Raw genomic sequence first — 14415 nt, 5'->3', positions numbered from 1 at the left:
ATATTTCCCATTTCGAGCATTGTCCTGCTCCTGGGCAACGCGCTTGCGCTTTTCTTATTTCAATGATTTTTTCATGGTTTTGTGGGGTATTCCTGCATCAAGGAATTCTTCTGACACGGTTTCATATCCAAGCTTTGCGTAAAAAGGAATGGCCTGGGTCTGGGCGTTAAGTTTTAATGAAGTAATGCCATTGGCTTTCGCATAGTCTTCTATTCTGTTCATCAACGCCTTGCCTGCACCTGTATTGCGCTGTCCTTTCAACACGCAGATTCTTTCGACCTTGCCTATGCCGTCTATTACCCGGAAACGGCCTGCTCCGCCCGGGCTTGATCCGTCATACAAAACAAAATGAACGGCCTCAGCTTCATGCTGGTCGATTTCTTCCTCTTCCGGTACGTTTTGCTCTTCTACAAAGACGGTCTTCCGCACCAGGTAAGCATCATTAAGTTCTTTTTCACTGCTGACAACTTTTACTTCCACTTTGCATTATTCCTTTCCAAGGCGAAATGTTTCATATACAGTCCAGGATCCATTTTCGAGCTGATAAAGCAGGTGGATTCTGTCAACGGTTTCGTCAAATTTGACTTCTTTCATTCTCAGCGAGCCATAGACATCCGAATGTTCATCATCGGATAGCTTTTGCCCAATCGTTATGTGCGGAACAAAGTTGTATGTCTGTTCGCCATCGAATGAATCCTGTAAATCCTGCTGAAGCCTTTCCAGCTCCTCAACCGGTTCGACTTTTAAATAAATGACATTGTTAGTGGGCGTGAATGAGCCGAACCGATACACATTTAACCGGACGGGGCTGGATGTTTTTGCAATCTCATAGACTTTATCAGATATTAGCTTTACCTGTTCTTCCGTCGCTTCAAATGCTTCCTTAAGCGTCAGATGTGGCGGGATTAAAGCATAATGAGGGTCGTAGCGCTTCCTGAAGGAATTCGCGTAATCCTGGATTTTTTTTGACGGAAAAATAACAATCCCATATTTCATGCAGCTACCTCCATATAAAATAATAAGCGTATTGCAGGATCAAAGCTGATGTCTTCATAGTTTATATTCCATTATAACAAATTTTCTAAATATACTATATACATACATGACAAAGGTATATTTATTTTGCAAACATCCGTTTAAGCGCGCGTTTTATATCCGGCTGCCAGTAAGTCCAAGTATGGTTCCCTTCAAATTCATCAAAGATGTAGGAGAAATTTTTCCTTTTAAATATACCTGACAACTGCAGATTGGGGCTTAAAAAATCCTGATCCACGCCACCAGATGTTTTCACTGAGGTTTCCTGGTTTCCTACCACATGGTAAATACTCAGCAGGGAAGGGCTGCCAAAGTGGTCGACAGCATGAAGGACATCGTCATTGACATAAGGAGATTGCAGCAAAACTTTGCCAAAACTGTGCGGGTATTGTAATGCTGTCATCAGCGATACTGTAGCCGCAAGAGAGTCACCAATTAAAGCCCGGCCCATTCCGATTTGATAGGAAGGAAATTCATTGTCCAGAAATGGGAGAAACTCATGGGAGAGGAAGTGGATATATTCTTTGTTCCGCTCACCCCGTGGGTGGTATTTATTTCTCCTGTCTTCAACGGAGTTATAGGGAATGCCGACGATGATGAGATTTTCAATTTCCTGTTTATATAAAAGTTCATCAGCAGTTCGTCCGATCCTTCCAAGCTGAAAATAATCACGGCCATCCTGGGCAATTAAAAATGAATATTTGTATAACGTTGAAAAGGAGGCCGGCAAATAGACGAAGAGATTGATTTCCTCTGCCAGCTCCCTGCTGTTGAGGGAAATTTCCTGTATCGTTCCTTTTGGATATTCCATCCGCTCTGTTCCTCCGCTCCATCTTATTCACCATGATTTTACCATACCGTACTATGAAAATCTCATGCGGACACCACTCAGGCTTCAAAAGTGATATAATAGGGAGAAAGATACTGAATATTCATTTTATAATCGAGGAGGTTATCATGGAACACGCAGTTTGGACGCTGGCGGAGGATGTAAGAAAAGATACACTCGGAATACTTGAGTCAATACCTGAAGACTTATGGGATGTCGTCCCGGAAGGATTCAACAATTCAGTCCGCTGGAATGCAGGCCATATATTAATGGATCAGTATTTGTGGTTCTATCACAAAATCGAGGATGAGATGCCATTACAGGGGATTGAGGCTTTTTTTGCGTATGGAACTTCCCCAAAAAGCTGGGATGCCATGCAACAGCCGCCATCACGTGAGGAAATTTTGGCCTTTCTTAAGGAGCAGATCCCATTTTTAAAGGAGACGTTTCAGTACCGACTTGACGAACCGTTATTGGCAGAGTCGGAATCAGGGATTAAAACGATTGGTGATGTCATTTCAAGGACTCTATACCATGAAGGACTGCATGCGGGGGCGTTAATTGCGATGAGAAGACACATTCTGGAAGGCCAACAATTACATACATAATCAAAAGCCTGGCTCAATAATGAGTCAGGCTTTCTTTACCTCCAGCCGTCCGGCAATCAGTGACAGCGCATAGTTCACAATAAAATACATAAATGCCAGCATCAGCAGCATTGGAATGACATAGCTTACTTTTTGGCCGTATATGATCTGGGCATTGTGTGTCAGTTCCGGGAGGGCAATGACAACTGCCAGGGAAGTATCCTTCAAAAGTGAGATAAACTGGCTCACAATTGGAGGAACCATGCGCCGCAGTGCCTGGGGCAGGACAATATATCTCAACGTTTGTACATAACTTAGCCCCGATGATCTTGCTGCCTCAGTCTGCCCCTTATGTATCGAGTTCAGGCCGCTGCGGATGATTTCCGACAGCATCGCTGATTCAAACACAGTCAGCGCTGCAATTGCCGCCACTGTCGGGGTAAGTTTGATGCCGATTTCAGGAAGGGCGAAATAAGTGAAGAAAATAATCAGCAGCAAGGGCAGGTTCCGGATCGTTTCAACTACGACAGCCAAAATATTCGAAACAATGGGTACCTTCGCATAACGCAATGTCCCGATTGCTCCCCCGATAATGAAGCTTAATATAATGGAAACAAACGCAACCTTTAATGTCACGCCAAAGCCTTCAATCAAAAACTTAAGATGATCAGGAGAGTATGCACCTGCAAAATCCATATCTATACCTCCTTCAATTACTCTTAGCCAGGCGTTTTTCAAGATATCCTACACCAAGGCTTAACGGAATGGTCAATATCAAATAAAACATTGCAACAAATATGTAAACATCAAACGTGACAAACGTACGGGACGAAACCAGGTCCGCCTGGTACATCAAGTCAAGCCCGGCGATGACGCCTAAAATTGAGGAATTCTTTACGAGATTGATAAATTGGTTGCCTAGCGGCGGGATTACAATTTTGATCGCCTGCGGGAGAATAATCATTCCCATCGCCTGATTATAGGTCAGTCCTGACGAGCGGGCAGCTTCCATCTGTCCCTTTGGCACTGATAAAATTCCTGCGCGGATCGCCTCTGCTATGAAGGCAGCCGTATAAACTGTCAGGGCAATCGTTCCCGCAGTCAAACCATCAAATTCTATTCCCACCGTCGGCAAGCCTAAATAAAAAAAGAAGGCAATAATAAGTACAGGAATATTGCGGACAAACTCCACGTAGGCTGTACCCAGCCAGTTAAGCCACTTAATCGGTGCAATCCTCATAACCGCTATCAACGTGCCTAGCAGAAAACTTGCGACAAGTGCAATCAAGCTTGCAATGATGGTGTATTTGAAACCCTCTAAATAAATGTCAAGATTGTCTGTAAAAATCGAAAAATCCAGCAATGATACCACCTCTCTTAACTAATCAGGATGAGCAATAATGCCCATCCTGAAAAATAAGACTAATTATTTTTATTGTTCCTTTATCCATTTATCTTTGATTTCATCATACTTGCCAGAATCCTGGACTGCCTTAAGCGCCTTATTTAACTCTTCGACAAGTTCGGTATTGCCTTTTTTGACGGCAATTCCGTAAGGCTCTTCAGTAAAAGTGCCGCCAACCAGCTCGAAAGATGGATCTTCATCGGCCATTCCGTAAAGGATCGCATCATCAGTTGTCAAAGCATCCCCTTTACCGGATTTTAAAGCCGTGAACGCTTCTGCATAATTTTCAAATTCCAGTACTTCTGTTTCCGGCGCTTTTTCACGGATATTGATCGCCGATGTTGAGCCCTTTACAGCCAATACCTTAGTGCCCTTCTTCAAATCTTCTATTCCTGTAATTTTGCTGCCTTTTTTTACAAGCAACGATTGACCTGCTTCAAAATAGACATCAGTGAAATCTACTTCTTTCTTCCGTTCTTCCGAAATGGTCATCGTTGCGATAACGGCATCAATTTCGCCATTGTTAAGCATAGGAATCCTTGTTTTTGAAGTAACCTCTTTGAACTCAACTTTCTTTTCATCGCCAAGGATTTCTTTTGCAAGCTGCTTGGCCAAGTCGATATCGAAGCCTTCAACTTCACCTGAACTTGGATTCTTCAAACCGAATAAGCGGGTATCGTGCTTAACTCCAAAAATGATCTTGTCACGCTCTTTAATTTGGTCAATAACACCATTAGCTTTTTCGCCTCCGCCACTGCTGCTGCCGCTTGTCTCCTCATCATTGCCGCCACAGGCAGCGAGAAGCAGCAAAGCGAACACAGAGACCAAAGCAATTTTCAAAAATTTCTTCATTCTAATTTCTCCCCTCTTATCTTTAATGGTTTAAAATACGGCTGAGGAATAGGCGAGCCCTTTCTTCACGCGGGTTCGCAAAAAACTCGGCCGGTGTCGCTTCTTCCAGGATTCTGCCGTGATCAATAAATACAATGCGGTCAGCCACTTCTTTGGCAAATCCCATTTCATGGGTGACAACGACCATTGTCATGCCTTCTTTGGCGAGTGCCTTCATAACATCCAGCACCTCACCGATCATTTCAGGGTCGAGTGCCGAGGTCGGTTCATCAAACAACATGATTTCAGGCTTCATCGCCAGCCCCCGTGCAATGGCCACACGCTGCTGCTGGCCGCCTGACAGCTGTGAAGGATAGGAGTCGGCTTTTTCAGGAATTCCAACTTTTTTGAGGTAAAATTCTGCCGTCTCCTTGGCCTCCTGTGCTGATTGGCCGAGAACTTTGATCGGTGCAAGGGTGATGTTTTCCAATACGGTTTTATGAGGATATAAGTAAAAGTGCTGAAACACCATCCCGATTTCGCGCCTTAATTTGTTGATATCGGTTTTTTTGTCATTGACTGAGACATCATTGACAGTCAGCTTGCCATCAGTTATCGTCTCAAGCCTGTTGATGCAGCGGAGCAACGTACTTTTACCTGACCCCGATGGACCTACGACCACAACAACCTCGCCTTGATTGATGGTGAGATTGATATCCTTCAGGACATGAAAATCCCCAAAATACTTATTTACTTTTTCAAAAACAATCATGCTTTTCCTCCTTTAATGAGAGAGATATATGTATGCTTGGCATAATAATTAATCAGATAATATATATTTAATAATTGTAAATTATACGAAATATGTTATATCTGATTATAATATATTTTCTGAAAATTAGTCAAACTTTTACATGGTTTGCTATTTTAATATATTTTCATATATATCCTGTTTGAAAGTTAATTAAACACTTGGCAAGCAATCAAAGTCTCATAAATCACCGCGAGAGGGGGCAAACAAAAAGAGACCGGATTCCGGTCTTGATGAGATACATTAGCTGGATTTATATAGTGGAGGCTTAATGGGCAGGATGGAAAGAATATTGTCCAGTTTGAACAGCCTGTTTTCATTTCGCAAATAACAGAAAGCTTTTGCGTACGAGCCCTTTAATTCCTTGATAATTACTTTCCGCTGCGTGATTTCGTTGCCGCCGGAAAGGTAAATCATCTCCAGTGGCTGCCTTGTTTGGATGGCTCTTCGTAAAAGAGCGTTCATAATGGATCCCGCCTTGTTCATTTTCTTATTATATTATATGCAAACATACGTTCTTTATGCAACTATTCAGGAACATTCGTTCGTTTATTAATAAGACCCAGCTGGTTATTAATAAACGTTCTTTGTGCAATTGTTTACAGTCTGTTCATTAAGATTTGGCAAATTTTTCTGCAATTTACCGAAACTAGGCTAAATTAGTGGTAAAATAAAGAAAAATGCAGAGGACGTTGCACGTGAATGCCGTAGAACTGAAAAATGTAACAAAACTGCTAGCTGGAAATCCAGTGATTAGCGGGCTGGATTTAATACTGAAGACAGGGGAAGCAACTACGGTTATCGGCCACAATGGTTCGGGGAAAAGTACCTTAATCAAGCTGCTAGCGGGAATTTTTGAACCGACACACGGTGTAATTAACAGGATGACAGCCAGAACCGCTTATGTTCCTGAAAGCTTCCCTGAACAAATCCGGTTCAGGTTGAGGGAGTATTTGCTGCTGTTAGGGAAAATGACCGGGCGGCATGAAAACGAGCTCATAAAGGAAATAGGCATATATGCAGATATGTTCGGTATCACCACTTACCTGGATGTACCGCTAAAACAATGTTCAAAGGGCACGAAGCAAAAAGCGGGAATTATTCAGGCACTCCTTCATAAACCGGAACTTCTGCTGCTCGATGAACCATTGACAGGTCTGGATCCCGCATCACAGAATGAACTTTTAAATCAGCTAATAGAACTAAAGCAGGAATTGACGATCGTTTTTACTGCGCATGAGCTGCTCCTTGTAGCAGGTCTTGCTGACAGGGTGATAGAAATAAAACAGGGAAAAATCGTCTCAGATCAGTCGTCCGCAAAAAGGGAACTATACCGGTCAATTAAAGTTACCTGCACTGAGCTGGTGGATTTCAAAGTGATACCTGGCGTGATTACCGTACATGCAACAGGAAACCAGCAATTTGTACTGAATGTGCAGGCTGCCAAGTCGGATGATGTGTTGAAGTACCTGCTCGAACATCAATGTTCTATTTTGCAGGTGGAAACGGGGAATGAAATTGAGCTCGTATCTTAACTATCAATTAAAAAGCTATATAAGGTCATACAGGTTTATTCCGCCTGTCACCGTTTTTCTTGGCTGGGTGTTCATTTTGTATGCATATAAACATGTCCCCATTTTAAGCAGCTATGCTGTATCAAGCATTGTTTTATATTTAATGATGACGTGGATTGCCATGTCTGTCTTTTCACTGGAAGATGACAGTGAAAAACATATCCTTTTTTCACATTTAGGCCAGAAAACAAAATTTTTATTTGGGAAGTGGCTCATCTGCCTCATTTGGCTGGCTGCGTTATTTTTGTTTGCTGAATTGTTCCCGATTGTCACTAACAGTTTTAAAGGCGAGATGACGGGAGTGCATCTTGGACTATCTTTTTATAGTCATCTTGCAATTGGAATATACGGAATTTTAGTTGGAACATTTTTTGCTGTGGCCACCTTTGCATCGAGAAGGTATGCGTGGCTTGCGGCAATGCTCGTGCTGATGGTATCGCTTGCTTCTGAATCACTGGCTGAAGCACTTCCGCTGGTAAAATGGATTCTCTGGTTATTCCCGCCTGTCGTTAAGGTCATAGCCTGGCTGGGAGAAGGAGACGTCGTTCACCTGGAAGGAGCTTTCTGGAATGATGCTTTAATATCGATTGCATATATCATTATTGGAGCAATTGTCGTGATGTGGTCATTTAAAAGGAAAGAACAATAGGAAAAAATATTTGTATAATGTTTTAGAGGAAATATATTGAGCGTCCACTGAAACCGGGATTTCAGCCTCTGCCTCAGCAACCGGACAAAAGCCTTTTGTAGTGCGCGAAAAAAGTGTGGTAAATTAACTTTGCAAATACTATTGACTTTTTTTATTAAAACCGTATAATAATACTTGTACCTTAAATGACGACTTGTTAGCTCAGCGGGAGAGCACTTCCTTGACAGGGAAGGGGTCGGGGGTTCAAATCCCTCACAGGTCATCCAGATAAAAAGCCTCAAATCCATGGTGAACATGGGTGTGGGGCTTTTTTTGTTTTGTATCCACTAAAAAATTCACTGTAACATCACATTATCGAAGTGATTTGGCTATGTTGAATTAATACACTAATTTGAAACTAAACGTTAGTAAATATGCGGTAATTGCCTTATACAAAAAATGGGTATAAAATGCATGTACAAGGGTATATACACATATAATTGGCGGGAGTGGGTCCGGTGTTTGATTGGGACAGGGATAATATCCACCATATTTTTCGTCACGATATTGAACCACAGGAAGCGGAAGAAGTTTTTATGACCCGGACCGATGCGTTCATAATGCCCATGGAGGGAATAAAAAAATTATTGGCAAGAGAGAAGAGGGCCGTATTCTAGCCATAGTGTTTAGAAAAAGGGAGAAAAAAATCAGGCCAATCACAGGATGGGATGCCACGGAGACGGAAAGAAGATCATACAACCGAAGAAGGAGATAAAAAAATGGATGATAGAAAAGAGATGATTCAAAACAGGTTTGAAAACGAATCAAAAGCGAATTCATCGGAAGAAAAGGAACGTGACGAATTGGGCAAGATCATTATTCATGGGCTAAGTGAAATTCCGGAAAACATGACCGAAGAAGAAACCTTTACATTTTGGAATACACATGCCATGAGTGAAGAGCTTTTGGAAGAGACCTATATCGAAGATGAAGATGACGACCTCCCTCCGCCAAGGAAACAGTCTACAAAACCGATTAACCTTAGAATCGAAAATGATTTATTGGTAAGACTACAAAAAGTTGCGGAAATTAAGAATGTTCCTTACCAGACACTGTTAAAGCAATTTGTGGCAGAAAGAGTCTATGAAGAAGAAAAAAGAGAAAAGATTTTGACCTAACGAACCACCTATGAGGTGGTTTTTTGTGTGCTGAAATGATTTTTTTAGACTACATTAAAAATACAGTTGCTGCTAAAAACAGTATGAACAACAAATTTAGCCCTTGATTGTCTTATAATTGAAATATGGAAGTATCCACATGTTATTAATGTTGCTTTAGATAAAAGCATCTTTTCTTCATTTGAGGGGGTTCATATGTGGTTTCTTAGAAATGTGCATATCTTTCGTTGTTCTACTCGTACTGTGCCCCTCCCGCTTGTGTTTTACTACAAGAAGGAAGAGTTGTTTTTATTTTCGTTAAAATTGTACTTACAATCAGTGAATTTTTCAGAGGCATATTATCGGGGGAATCATTCTACTATATTCTGGGGGATGGCCGAAATGGCCCTCGCCTTTTAAATGAACGATGTTGTAAACTATTTTACCTCTTCATATCTCCCCATATCAGTCGAAATGAATTCAGAGTGAAACTGGGTGCCAGGCAATATGAAAAATAGACCGTCCATTATGGCGGTCTTTATAATTTTGTGTTGAAGAAAAGTATGGACAATTACGGCAGTCTGAAAAATATTTTACCAGAATTAAAAACCAAAATTCTATGAGTACCGTCAAATGTATAGAAAAAAGGGTAAGGAGGTGATGGTCACGAATCATTGCAATGCAACAAGTTTTACTGAGACACAAGATAATTATTTAATCAATACAAATCGTGAAATTTGGCTGAATCACTTAATGGATAACCATGGAGAAAACATTATCAGGCTGGCCTATAGTTATGTCAGCGATAAATCAGCGGCGGAGGATATAGCACAAATTACGGGGGTGTTTTTGTTTAATATTTTTCATGCTTTAGTGCTTACTGCTATTATATTGATTTCAATGGATTCTTCACATAAACAACTGAAAGAAGAGACACTTTAGGATAAATTACTCCACAGATAATAATTTAAGCTAAAGATATGACCAAATTTATCATTTTCTCAAATTCCCACATAAAAAGAAGGGGCCAACATTGATATAAAAGCAAGAGCTACCCCATACAAAATTAATCCAATCGGCACACAAAACGTCATGGTTCTTTTTTATCCTTGCAGCGATTCCTAATTCTGTATGGTATAGGCAATCTTAAAACATCAATGTTTTTCCATCATTTAGAATATCATGGTAACCAAAAGTTTCATAAAGCCTTCGGACTCCACGAAATGCATTTAAGCTGATGCATAGGTAGATTGTGGGTAATATGCATTGGTTTATGTCGATTTTGACCTGACAGCCGTATATTTCATTTTTTCAGCTGTTTCACGGCAATAATATAGTTCTCATGCCATTTTTCCCACTCGCCTTTGGGGAACTCCATCTGACGCCCATCCAGCAATGCAGATAAAACATCCAGTGTTACGTGCCATCCTGACAAGTCTTTTGGGGTATGATCGGTTAATGTGCTAATAAACTCCTTCAACACCAACAGGCAGCCATCAGGATTCGGGTATAATTCAAATCGGACGCGATCATTGCCCCATGTGAATTCCAGGACAGAATGAAGTTCATAATCTAAAATTTTCATATCAATAAACGTCCCGGAACCATCTTTCATATCAAATTTTATGGTACCTCCTTCTCGAAGTTCTTGTACTTGAAGGTTCGGGAACCAGTTTGCCAGCTTATCATTCTCTGTCAAAGCAGCCCACAGTTTTTCCACTGGATGTTTTAATGGACGATCATATCGGGCTAAGTAGCCACTCTCAATTTTCTTCAATACAGCTAACATTGATTGTTTCCTCCTATTTTGCTGGATATTTTGCCCAAAACCGTTCAAATTCGCCATTGAATTTATGTATCATCTGTTTTATTTTTTGCTGGAAATTGGGTTCATAATCATGTTCTGACATGTCATAATCTACGTAAATTCTGCCCTGCTGGTTTTCCTTTCCATAGTCGAGCAGATGGTTGATGTTTGAGTTATATTTTTCCCTATGTTCATCTACCAAAATATCGGAAACTTTTATACCGTAATCATAATGATAAATCACATCGTGTTTCTCTAAACCATAGGCGGCAAGAGAAATTTTTCTGAGAAGGCATGACAGGCATATGCCACAATGGGCTCTGTTGTTCTTGTCTGGATTGATTGAGATATTGTGGCATGTAACAGTTTTCTTGATCTCAGCTTTAAATCTGCTGTCCATATTATTCAGGACTTCACCCAAAGTAAGGAATGCAAATGAGTTGGATATCTTAACATCAACGCCTATTTCTTTCAATATGCGATTATAAAGTAAAATGGTCTTTGCAGAATATTGACTGCCAAACTCAGGATTAAAAACTGACATCCCATTTTGGTGAGCGAACACTTGATGAGAATGGTTCGAGAGTGCTTTTGCTGTAGCCAACGACAAATGAACCAGCGGTCTTGCAGCTGAATGATGAACCCTTTTAGAAAGGGACTTCTTCTTTGCAATATGAATAACAGAGTCAGGACAAGACGTTTGATAAACATTTTTCAGGTCGGCGTGTGCTTTTGCTTCTTCATTATTCGTAACGAAAGCTACATAATCGCTTATTATTCCATTTGAATAATTGTTGAAGGCACCAGCGAGTGAATCAAGACTTTCAGAAAAAACCGTCACAGCCTCTTTCATGTATATGGAGTCGGGGATTAAATTTGGTTCGGGCAGCAGGAAAGTGGTGCATTGTTCAAACTTCAACTCAAAGGATTCCCCATAAATCCAGTTTAGTAAATCTTCAATGCCCGTTTTTAATGACACCCATAGAAACATATCATTTACAGGGACGACTATTTTTCTCTTCCTGGGAGAAGGGTTTTTTGAAGTAAGCTCTGTTTGGTATATAGCATACATGACATTCACCAGATCACTGGCAATCTTGTATGTATCGATTTCATCACCAAACGAGAATTGTTCAAGCAAATCCAAATGCATGCTATGATTGATTTTAGCCATAATAAGTTCCCTTTTGGCGCCAGATTGATATAATGGACGCAAAATTCATATATGCTCCCCCAACCGCGAAAATATCGATTTATCACCATTTTAGAAAAATTAAAAGCCCCCGGCAAATTGGAGGCTTGAGGGTTTCCGTAAACGTGAACGGGTGAAGGTCTGTAAAAAGCAAAATGGGCTGGAAGAAACCGTATTAGCTCGGTTCCGGCAGGCAGTCAAAACCGAACCGATAAAAAGGAAGCAACTTGTAGAAAAATTCTGCAGGTTCCTTCTTTTTACGTGACAATGAAGAAGGGTGGTTTATTGCTTTAGATATTAGGCAGCATATGAAGTGTTCGTATTTCATTAATTTATGCTGGTGGGTTCAACAATACGCTCTAAAATATTGAGAAAATGCTTTATGTCCAGCGGCTTTGTCAAATAACTGGTAAAACCAATTTCAAGAACCTTCTTGATGTCGCTTGGCATGGCATTTGCGCTTAAGGCCACTATCGGTACTTCCGATGTTTTTGTAATTGCTTTTAATCGGTAAAACACTTCCAGTCCGGATATATCAGGCAAATTAAAATCCAGCAGTATTAAATCGAAAGTTATTTGATCCGCTGCAAGCAATCCTTCTTCCCCGGTACGGGCAATGACTAGATTATAGTCCGGTATTGCATTAAACACACAATCCAGTAAGTGAATATTAGATTCATTGTCTTCTACATATAAAACATGGATTTGCCTTCCGTAGTTAAGGTTCACTTGTAATCTCTCGGTGTGAACATCTGTCTGACGCCCATCCTTCGTTTCTATGTTGAGGCTGAACCAAAAATCGCTTCCTTCACCTACAACGCTGGCTACACCTACGTCACCGCCCATCAAGGTCACTAATTGATTTACAAGAGGCAATCCAATGCCGGCGCCCTCTGCATCCGTGCCATCAACACGATAGAATGGCATAAAAACCTTGCGATACTCTTCTTCGGTTATCCCTCCACCAGTGTCTTTTACATGAATGAACAATTTATCCGCTTTAATACATGCCGATACGATGACTTCTCCATTCAGGCGGTTATATTTTATGGCATTGTCCAGAAGATTGAGCAATATTTGCTTGAGGCGTATTGGATCGGCCATGACAAAAACTCTTCTGCATTGATCGAATTCAGTTCGAATCATAATGTTTTTTTTCCTTGCTATTGGTTCAATGTTTTTGATACATTCACTAATCACTTTATGGACCGGTACAGTACCGAAGTTCATTTTTAATTTGCCTGATTCGATTCTGGACAAGTCCAATATTTCATTGATTAACTGCAGGAGATGCTGGCCACCTTTTACTATTTCCTGGACATAATCAAGTTGTTCTTCATTTAGAGAACCATCCAACTCCAACAACTGGGCAAAACCAAGAACGCCATTGAGGGGAGTCCGGAGCTCATGGCTCATGTTCGACAAAAATTCCGATTTAGCCAAATTTGCCTTTTCGGCCGCGTCTTTCGCCTTGATCAAGCTTCTTTCTAATTTTTTTCGTTTGGAAATATCCACAAACTCAAAGATGTGGCCGCTGAATTTTTTATCAAAATTAAACGGGATATATCTCGCTTCAATGGTTTTACCATCTATTGTTTCCACTTCATCGGTGAGTCTGATTCCTTTTTGCATCGTATTTATAACTAGTTGGTTAATGGCTGCTTTATTTTTCCATATATGATGAAAATCAGGTGAGGGCTTTCCAATATAATCTTCAATTTCCCCAGGAAGTCCGAGCACTTCAAGTGCTTTTTTATTTGTGAGAGTAATTACCCTATTTTGATCGGTCGCAACAATGCCATTATCCAAATTTTCAAGAAGTGTCTTTTGGAAAGCATATGACTCCCGCATCTGCAATTTTTGTTCTTTCTGCTTCGTAATCTCAAAGAATGAAACGAGAGCTGCGTTTTGACCAGATTTAGTAATAGGCTTTGAGTTGAGGGAAAACCACCTGGTTTGTCCATCCCGCTTAAGGGCACATATCACATTTTGAAATTGAAGCCCTGTTTCAATTGTTTTATAACCTGGCCATTGGGAAGGCGGTATTGGGTCTCCTGCTTCATTGAAAATCTCAAAACCGAATTGTGCAGCAGTTTCAGGGTCGTAACTGCCTGCGACGATGCTAGTTAATTTTTCAACATTTTCATTTAATGGTGTAACTTTTCCATCTTGTTCTAAAATCAATATTCCTTCCATCATTGTTGTTACGACAGACCGGTACAACATTTCCGTTTCGCGGATTTGTTCTTCCTTGGCTTTTATTTCGGATATATTGATGGAAGTGCCGACAATTTCAACCACTTTTCCGTCCTCGAACATTGGCCTTAGGGTGGTCAAATAATGAACATTGTTAAAGCGGGTTTCATACTGGAGGAATTCCCCGGCCCAAGCCTTTTGAAAAAAATCCTGCTTTGATTTGACGAATTCAGCCGGAAAAAATTCATGCACCCGTTTTCCGATGATATCCTGGGGTTTAAGCCCCAGCTGATAAAGCATTTCTCCATCACAAGAGGTATGGATAAATTCATTGCCAATCTTTTTGACTTTATATATCATTCC

Annotated in this window: 17 protein-coding genes and 1 tRNA gene; 7 read left to right on the top strand and 11 right to left on the bottom strand. The window is 40.7% G+C overall.

Going from position 1 to position 14415, the window contains the following annotated elements:
* Window positions 1-54: 54 nt before the first annotated feature.
* The 3 genes from CVD19_RS08845 to CVD19_RS08835 all read right to left on the bottom strand — a co-directional run bounded on the left by CVD19_RS08845 (window position 55) and on the right by CVD19_RS08835 (window position 1846).
* Window positions 55-480 carry a GNAT family N-acetyltransferase gene (locus tag CVD19_RS08845; RefSeq protein WP_101581482.1) on the bottom strand — a complete coding sequence of 142 codons (426 nt, stop codon included), beginning with the start codon at window positions 478-480 and terminating at the stop codon, window positions 55-57.
* Between the two features lie 6 nt (window positions 481-486).
* On the bottom strand, window positions 487-996 hold the full coding sequence (locus tag CVD19_RS08840; RefSeq protein WP_101581481.1) for a YjcG family protein: 510 nt from the start codon (window positions 994-996) through the stop codon (window positions 487-489).
* Window positions 997-1117: 121 nt separating this feature from the next.
* Window positions 1118-1846 carry an alpha/beta hydrolase gene (locus CVD19_RS08835; protein WP_101581480.1) on the bottom strand — a complete coding sequence of 243 codons (729 nt, stop codon included), beginning with the start codon at window positions 1844-1846 and terminating at the stop codon, window positions 1118-1120.
* A gap of 146 nt (window positions 1847-1992) precedes the next feature.
* Between CVD19_RS08835 and CVD19_RS08830 the strand changes: the two genes are divergently transcribed.
* On the top strand, window positions 1993-2472 hold the full coding sequence (locus CVD19_RS08830; protein WP_180953560.1) for a DinB family protein: 480 nt from the start codon (window positions 1993-1995) through the stop codon (window positions 2470-2472).
* A gap of 24 nt (window positions 2473-2496) precedes the next feature.
* Here CVD19_RS08830 and CVD19_RS08825 read toward each other — a convergent pair whose 3' ends face one another.
* From CVD19_RS08825 to CVD19_RS08805, 5 genes are all read right to left on the bottom strand, one after another.
* Window positions 2497-3147 carry an amino acid ABC transporter permease gene (locus CVD19_RS08825; RefSeq protein ID WP_101581478.1) on the bottom strand — a complete coding sequence of 217 codons (651 nt, stop codon included), beginning with the start codon at window positions 3145-3147 and terminating at the stop codon, window positions 2497-2499.
* A gap of 13 nt (window positions 3148-3160) precedes the next feature.
* Window positions 3161-3814 carry an amino acid ABC transporter permease gene (locus CVD19_RS08820; protein WP_101581477.1) on the bottom strand — a complete coding sequence of 218 codons (654 nt, stop codon included), beginning with the start codon at window positions 3812-3814 and terminating at the stop codon, window positions 3161-3163.
* Window positions 3815-3883: 69 nt separating this feature from the next.
* Window positions 3884-4708 carry a transporter substrate-binding domain-containing protein gene (locus CVD19_RS08815; protein ID WP_101581476.1) on the bottom strand — a complete coding sequence of 275 codons (825 nt, stop codon included), beginning with the start codon at window positions 4706-4708 and terminating at the stop codon, window positions 3884-3886.
* 22 nt (window positions 4709-4730) lie between these two features.
* Window positions 4731-5459, bottom strand: coding sequence for an amino acid ABC transporter ATP-binding protein (locus tag CVD19_RS08810; RefSeq protein WP_101581475.1), 729 nt, complete (start codon window positions 5457-5459; stop codon window positions 4731-4733).
* Between the two features lie 282 nt (window positions 5460-5741).
* Window positions 5742-5963, bottom strand: coding sequence for a WYL domain-containing protein (locus CVD19_RS08805; RefSeq protein WP_101581474.1), 222 nt, complete (start codon window positions 5961-5963; stop codon window positions 5742-5744).
* 233 nt (window positions 5964-6196) lie between these two features.
* On the opposite strand from CVD19_RS08805, the gene CVD19_RS08800 reads away from it, so the two are divergent.
* The 6 genes from CVD19_RS08800 to CVD19_RS08775 all read left to right on the top strand — a co-directional run bounded on the left by CVD19_RS08800 (window position 6197) and on the right by CVD19_RS08775 (window position 9799).
* Complete coding sequence (locus CVD19_RS08800) at window positions 6197-7033, top strand: ATP-binding cassette domain-containing protein (RefSeq protein ID WP_180953559.1); 837 nt, start codon at window positions 6197-6199, stop codon at window positions 7031-7033.
* A complete protein-coding gene (locus CVD19_RS08795; protein ID WP_101581472.1) occupies window positions 7011-7721 on the top strand; it encodes a hypothetical protein in 711 nt (236 codons plus the stop codon). The genes CVD19_RS08800 and CVD19_RS08795 overlap by 23 nt, the downstream gene beginning before the upstream one ends.
* A gap of 190 nt (window positions 7722-7911) precedes the next feature.
* Window positions 7912-7983: transfer RNA gene (locus CVD19_RS08790), tRNA-Val, on the top strand.
* A gap of 235 nt (window positions 7984-8218) precedes the next feature.
* Window positions 8219-8377, top strand: coding sequence for a hypothetical protein (locus CVD19_RS24655; protein ID WP_180953558.1), 159 nt, complete (start codon window positions 8219-8221; stop codon window positions 8375-8377).
* A gap of 102 nt (window positions 8378-8479) precedes the next feature.
* Window positions 8480-8878, top strand: a complete 399-nt coding sequence (locus tag CVD19_RS08785) for a CopG family antitoxin (RefSeq protein ID WP_219620089.1) — start codon at window positions 8480-8482, stop codon at window positions 8876-8878.
* Window positions 8879-9490: 612 nt separating this feature from the next.
* Window positions 9491-9799: a hypothetical protein gene (locus CVD19_RS08775; RefSeq protein ID WP_142383513.1), complete on the top strand. Its 309-nt coding sequence runs from the start codon at window positions 9491-9493 to the stop codon at window positions 9797-9799.
* 361 nt (window positions 9800-10160) lie between these two features.
* Here CVD19_RS08775 and CVD19_RS08770 read toward each other — a convergent pair whose 3' ends face one another.
* From CVD19_RS08770 to CVD19_RS08760, 3 genes are all read right to left on the bottom strand, one after another.
* Window positions 10161-10646, bottom strand: a complete 486-nt coding sequence (locus CVD19_RS08770; protein WP_101581469.1) for an SRPBCC family protein — start codon at window positions 10644-10646, stop codon at window positions 10161-10163.
* A gap of 13 nt (window positions 10647-10659) precedes the next feature.
* Window positions 10660-11838, bottom strand: a complete 1179-nt coding sequence (locus tag CVD19_RS08765; protein ID WP_101581468.1) for a hypothetical protein — start codon at window positions 11836-11838, stop codon at window positions 10660-10662.
* Between the two features lie 345 nt (window positions 11839-12183).
* Window positions 12184-14412, bottom strand: a complete 2229-nt coding sequence (locus CVD19_RS08760; protein WP_180953557.1) for an ATP-binding protein — start codon at window positions 14410-14412, stop codon at window positions 12184-12186.
* Window positions 14413-14415: the final 3 nt, after the last annotated feature.

This window comes from Bacillus sp. T33-2 (genome assembly GCF_002860205.1).
In the GTDB taxonomy this organism is placed as follows: Bacteria; Bacillota; Bacilli; order Bacillales; family Cytobacillaceae; genus T33-2.
The sequence above is the reverse complement of the archived record's forward strand: the minus strand, read 5'-3'. Positions and strand labels throughout refer to the sequence as shown.

What these genes read in the sequence shown, in the direction of transcription:
- CVD19_RS08840 (WP_101581481.1), bottom strand. Translation starts at nt 996, where the DNA reads ATGAAATATGGGATTGTTATTTTTCCGTCAAAAAAAATCCAGGATTAC.
- CVD19_RS08835 (WP_101581480.1), bottom strand. Translation starts at nt 1,846, where the DNA reads ATGGAATATCCAAAAGGAACGATACAGGAAATTTCCCTCAACAGCAGG.
- CVD19_RS08830 (WP_180953560.1), top strand. Translation starts at nt 1,993, where the DNA reads ATGGAACACGCAGTTTGGACGCTGGCGGAGGATGTAAGAAAAGATACA.
- CVD19_RS08825 (WP_101581478.1), bottom strand. Translation starts at nt 3,147, where the DNA reads ATGGATTTTGCAGGTGCATACTCTCCTGATCATCTTAAGTTTTTGATT.
- CVD19_RS08815 (WP_101581476.1), bottom strand. Translation starts at nt 4,708, where the DNA reads ATGAAGAAATTTTTGAAAATTGCTTTGGTCTCTGTGTTCGCTTTGCTG.
- CVD19_RS08810 (WP_101581475.1), bottom strand. Translation starts at nt 5,459, where the DNA reads ATGATTGTTTTTGAAAAAGTAAATAAGTATTTTGGGGATTTTCATGTC.
- CVD19_RS08805 (WP_101581474.1), bottom strand. Translation starts at nt 5,963, where the DNA reads ATGAACGCTCTTTTACGAAGAGCCATCCAAACAAGGCAGCCACTGGAG.
- CVD19_RS08795 (WP_101581472.1), top strand. Translation starts at nt 7,011, where the DNA reads ATGAAATTGAGCTCGTATCTTAACTATCAATTAAAAAGCTATATAAGG.
- CVD19_RS08785 (WP_219620089.1), top strand. Translation starts at nt 8,480, where the DNA reads ATGGATGATAGAAAAGAGATGATTCAAAACAGGTTTGAAAACGAATCA.
- CVD19_RS08775 (WP_142383513.1), top strand. Translation starts at nt 9,491, where the DNA reads ATGTATAGAAAAAAGGGTAAGGAGGTGATGGTCACGAATCATTGCAAT.
- CVD19_RS08770 (WP_101581469.1), bottom strand. Translation starts at nt 10,646, where the DNA reads ATGTTAGCTGTATTGAAGAAAATTGAGAGTGGCTACTTAGCCCGATAT.
- CVD19_RS08765 (WP_101581468.1), bottom strand. Translation starts at nt 11,838, where the DNA reads ATGGCTAAAATCAATCATAGCATGCATTTGGATTTGCTTGAACAATTC.
- CVD19_RS08760 (WP_180953557.1), bottom strand. Translation starts at nt 14,412, where the DNA reads ATGATATATAAAGTCAAAAAGATTGGCAATGAATTTATCCATACCTCT.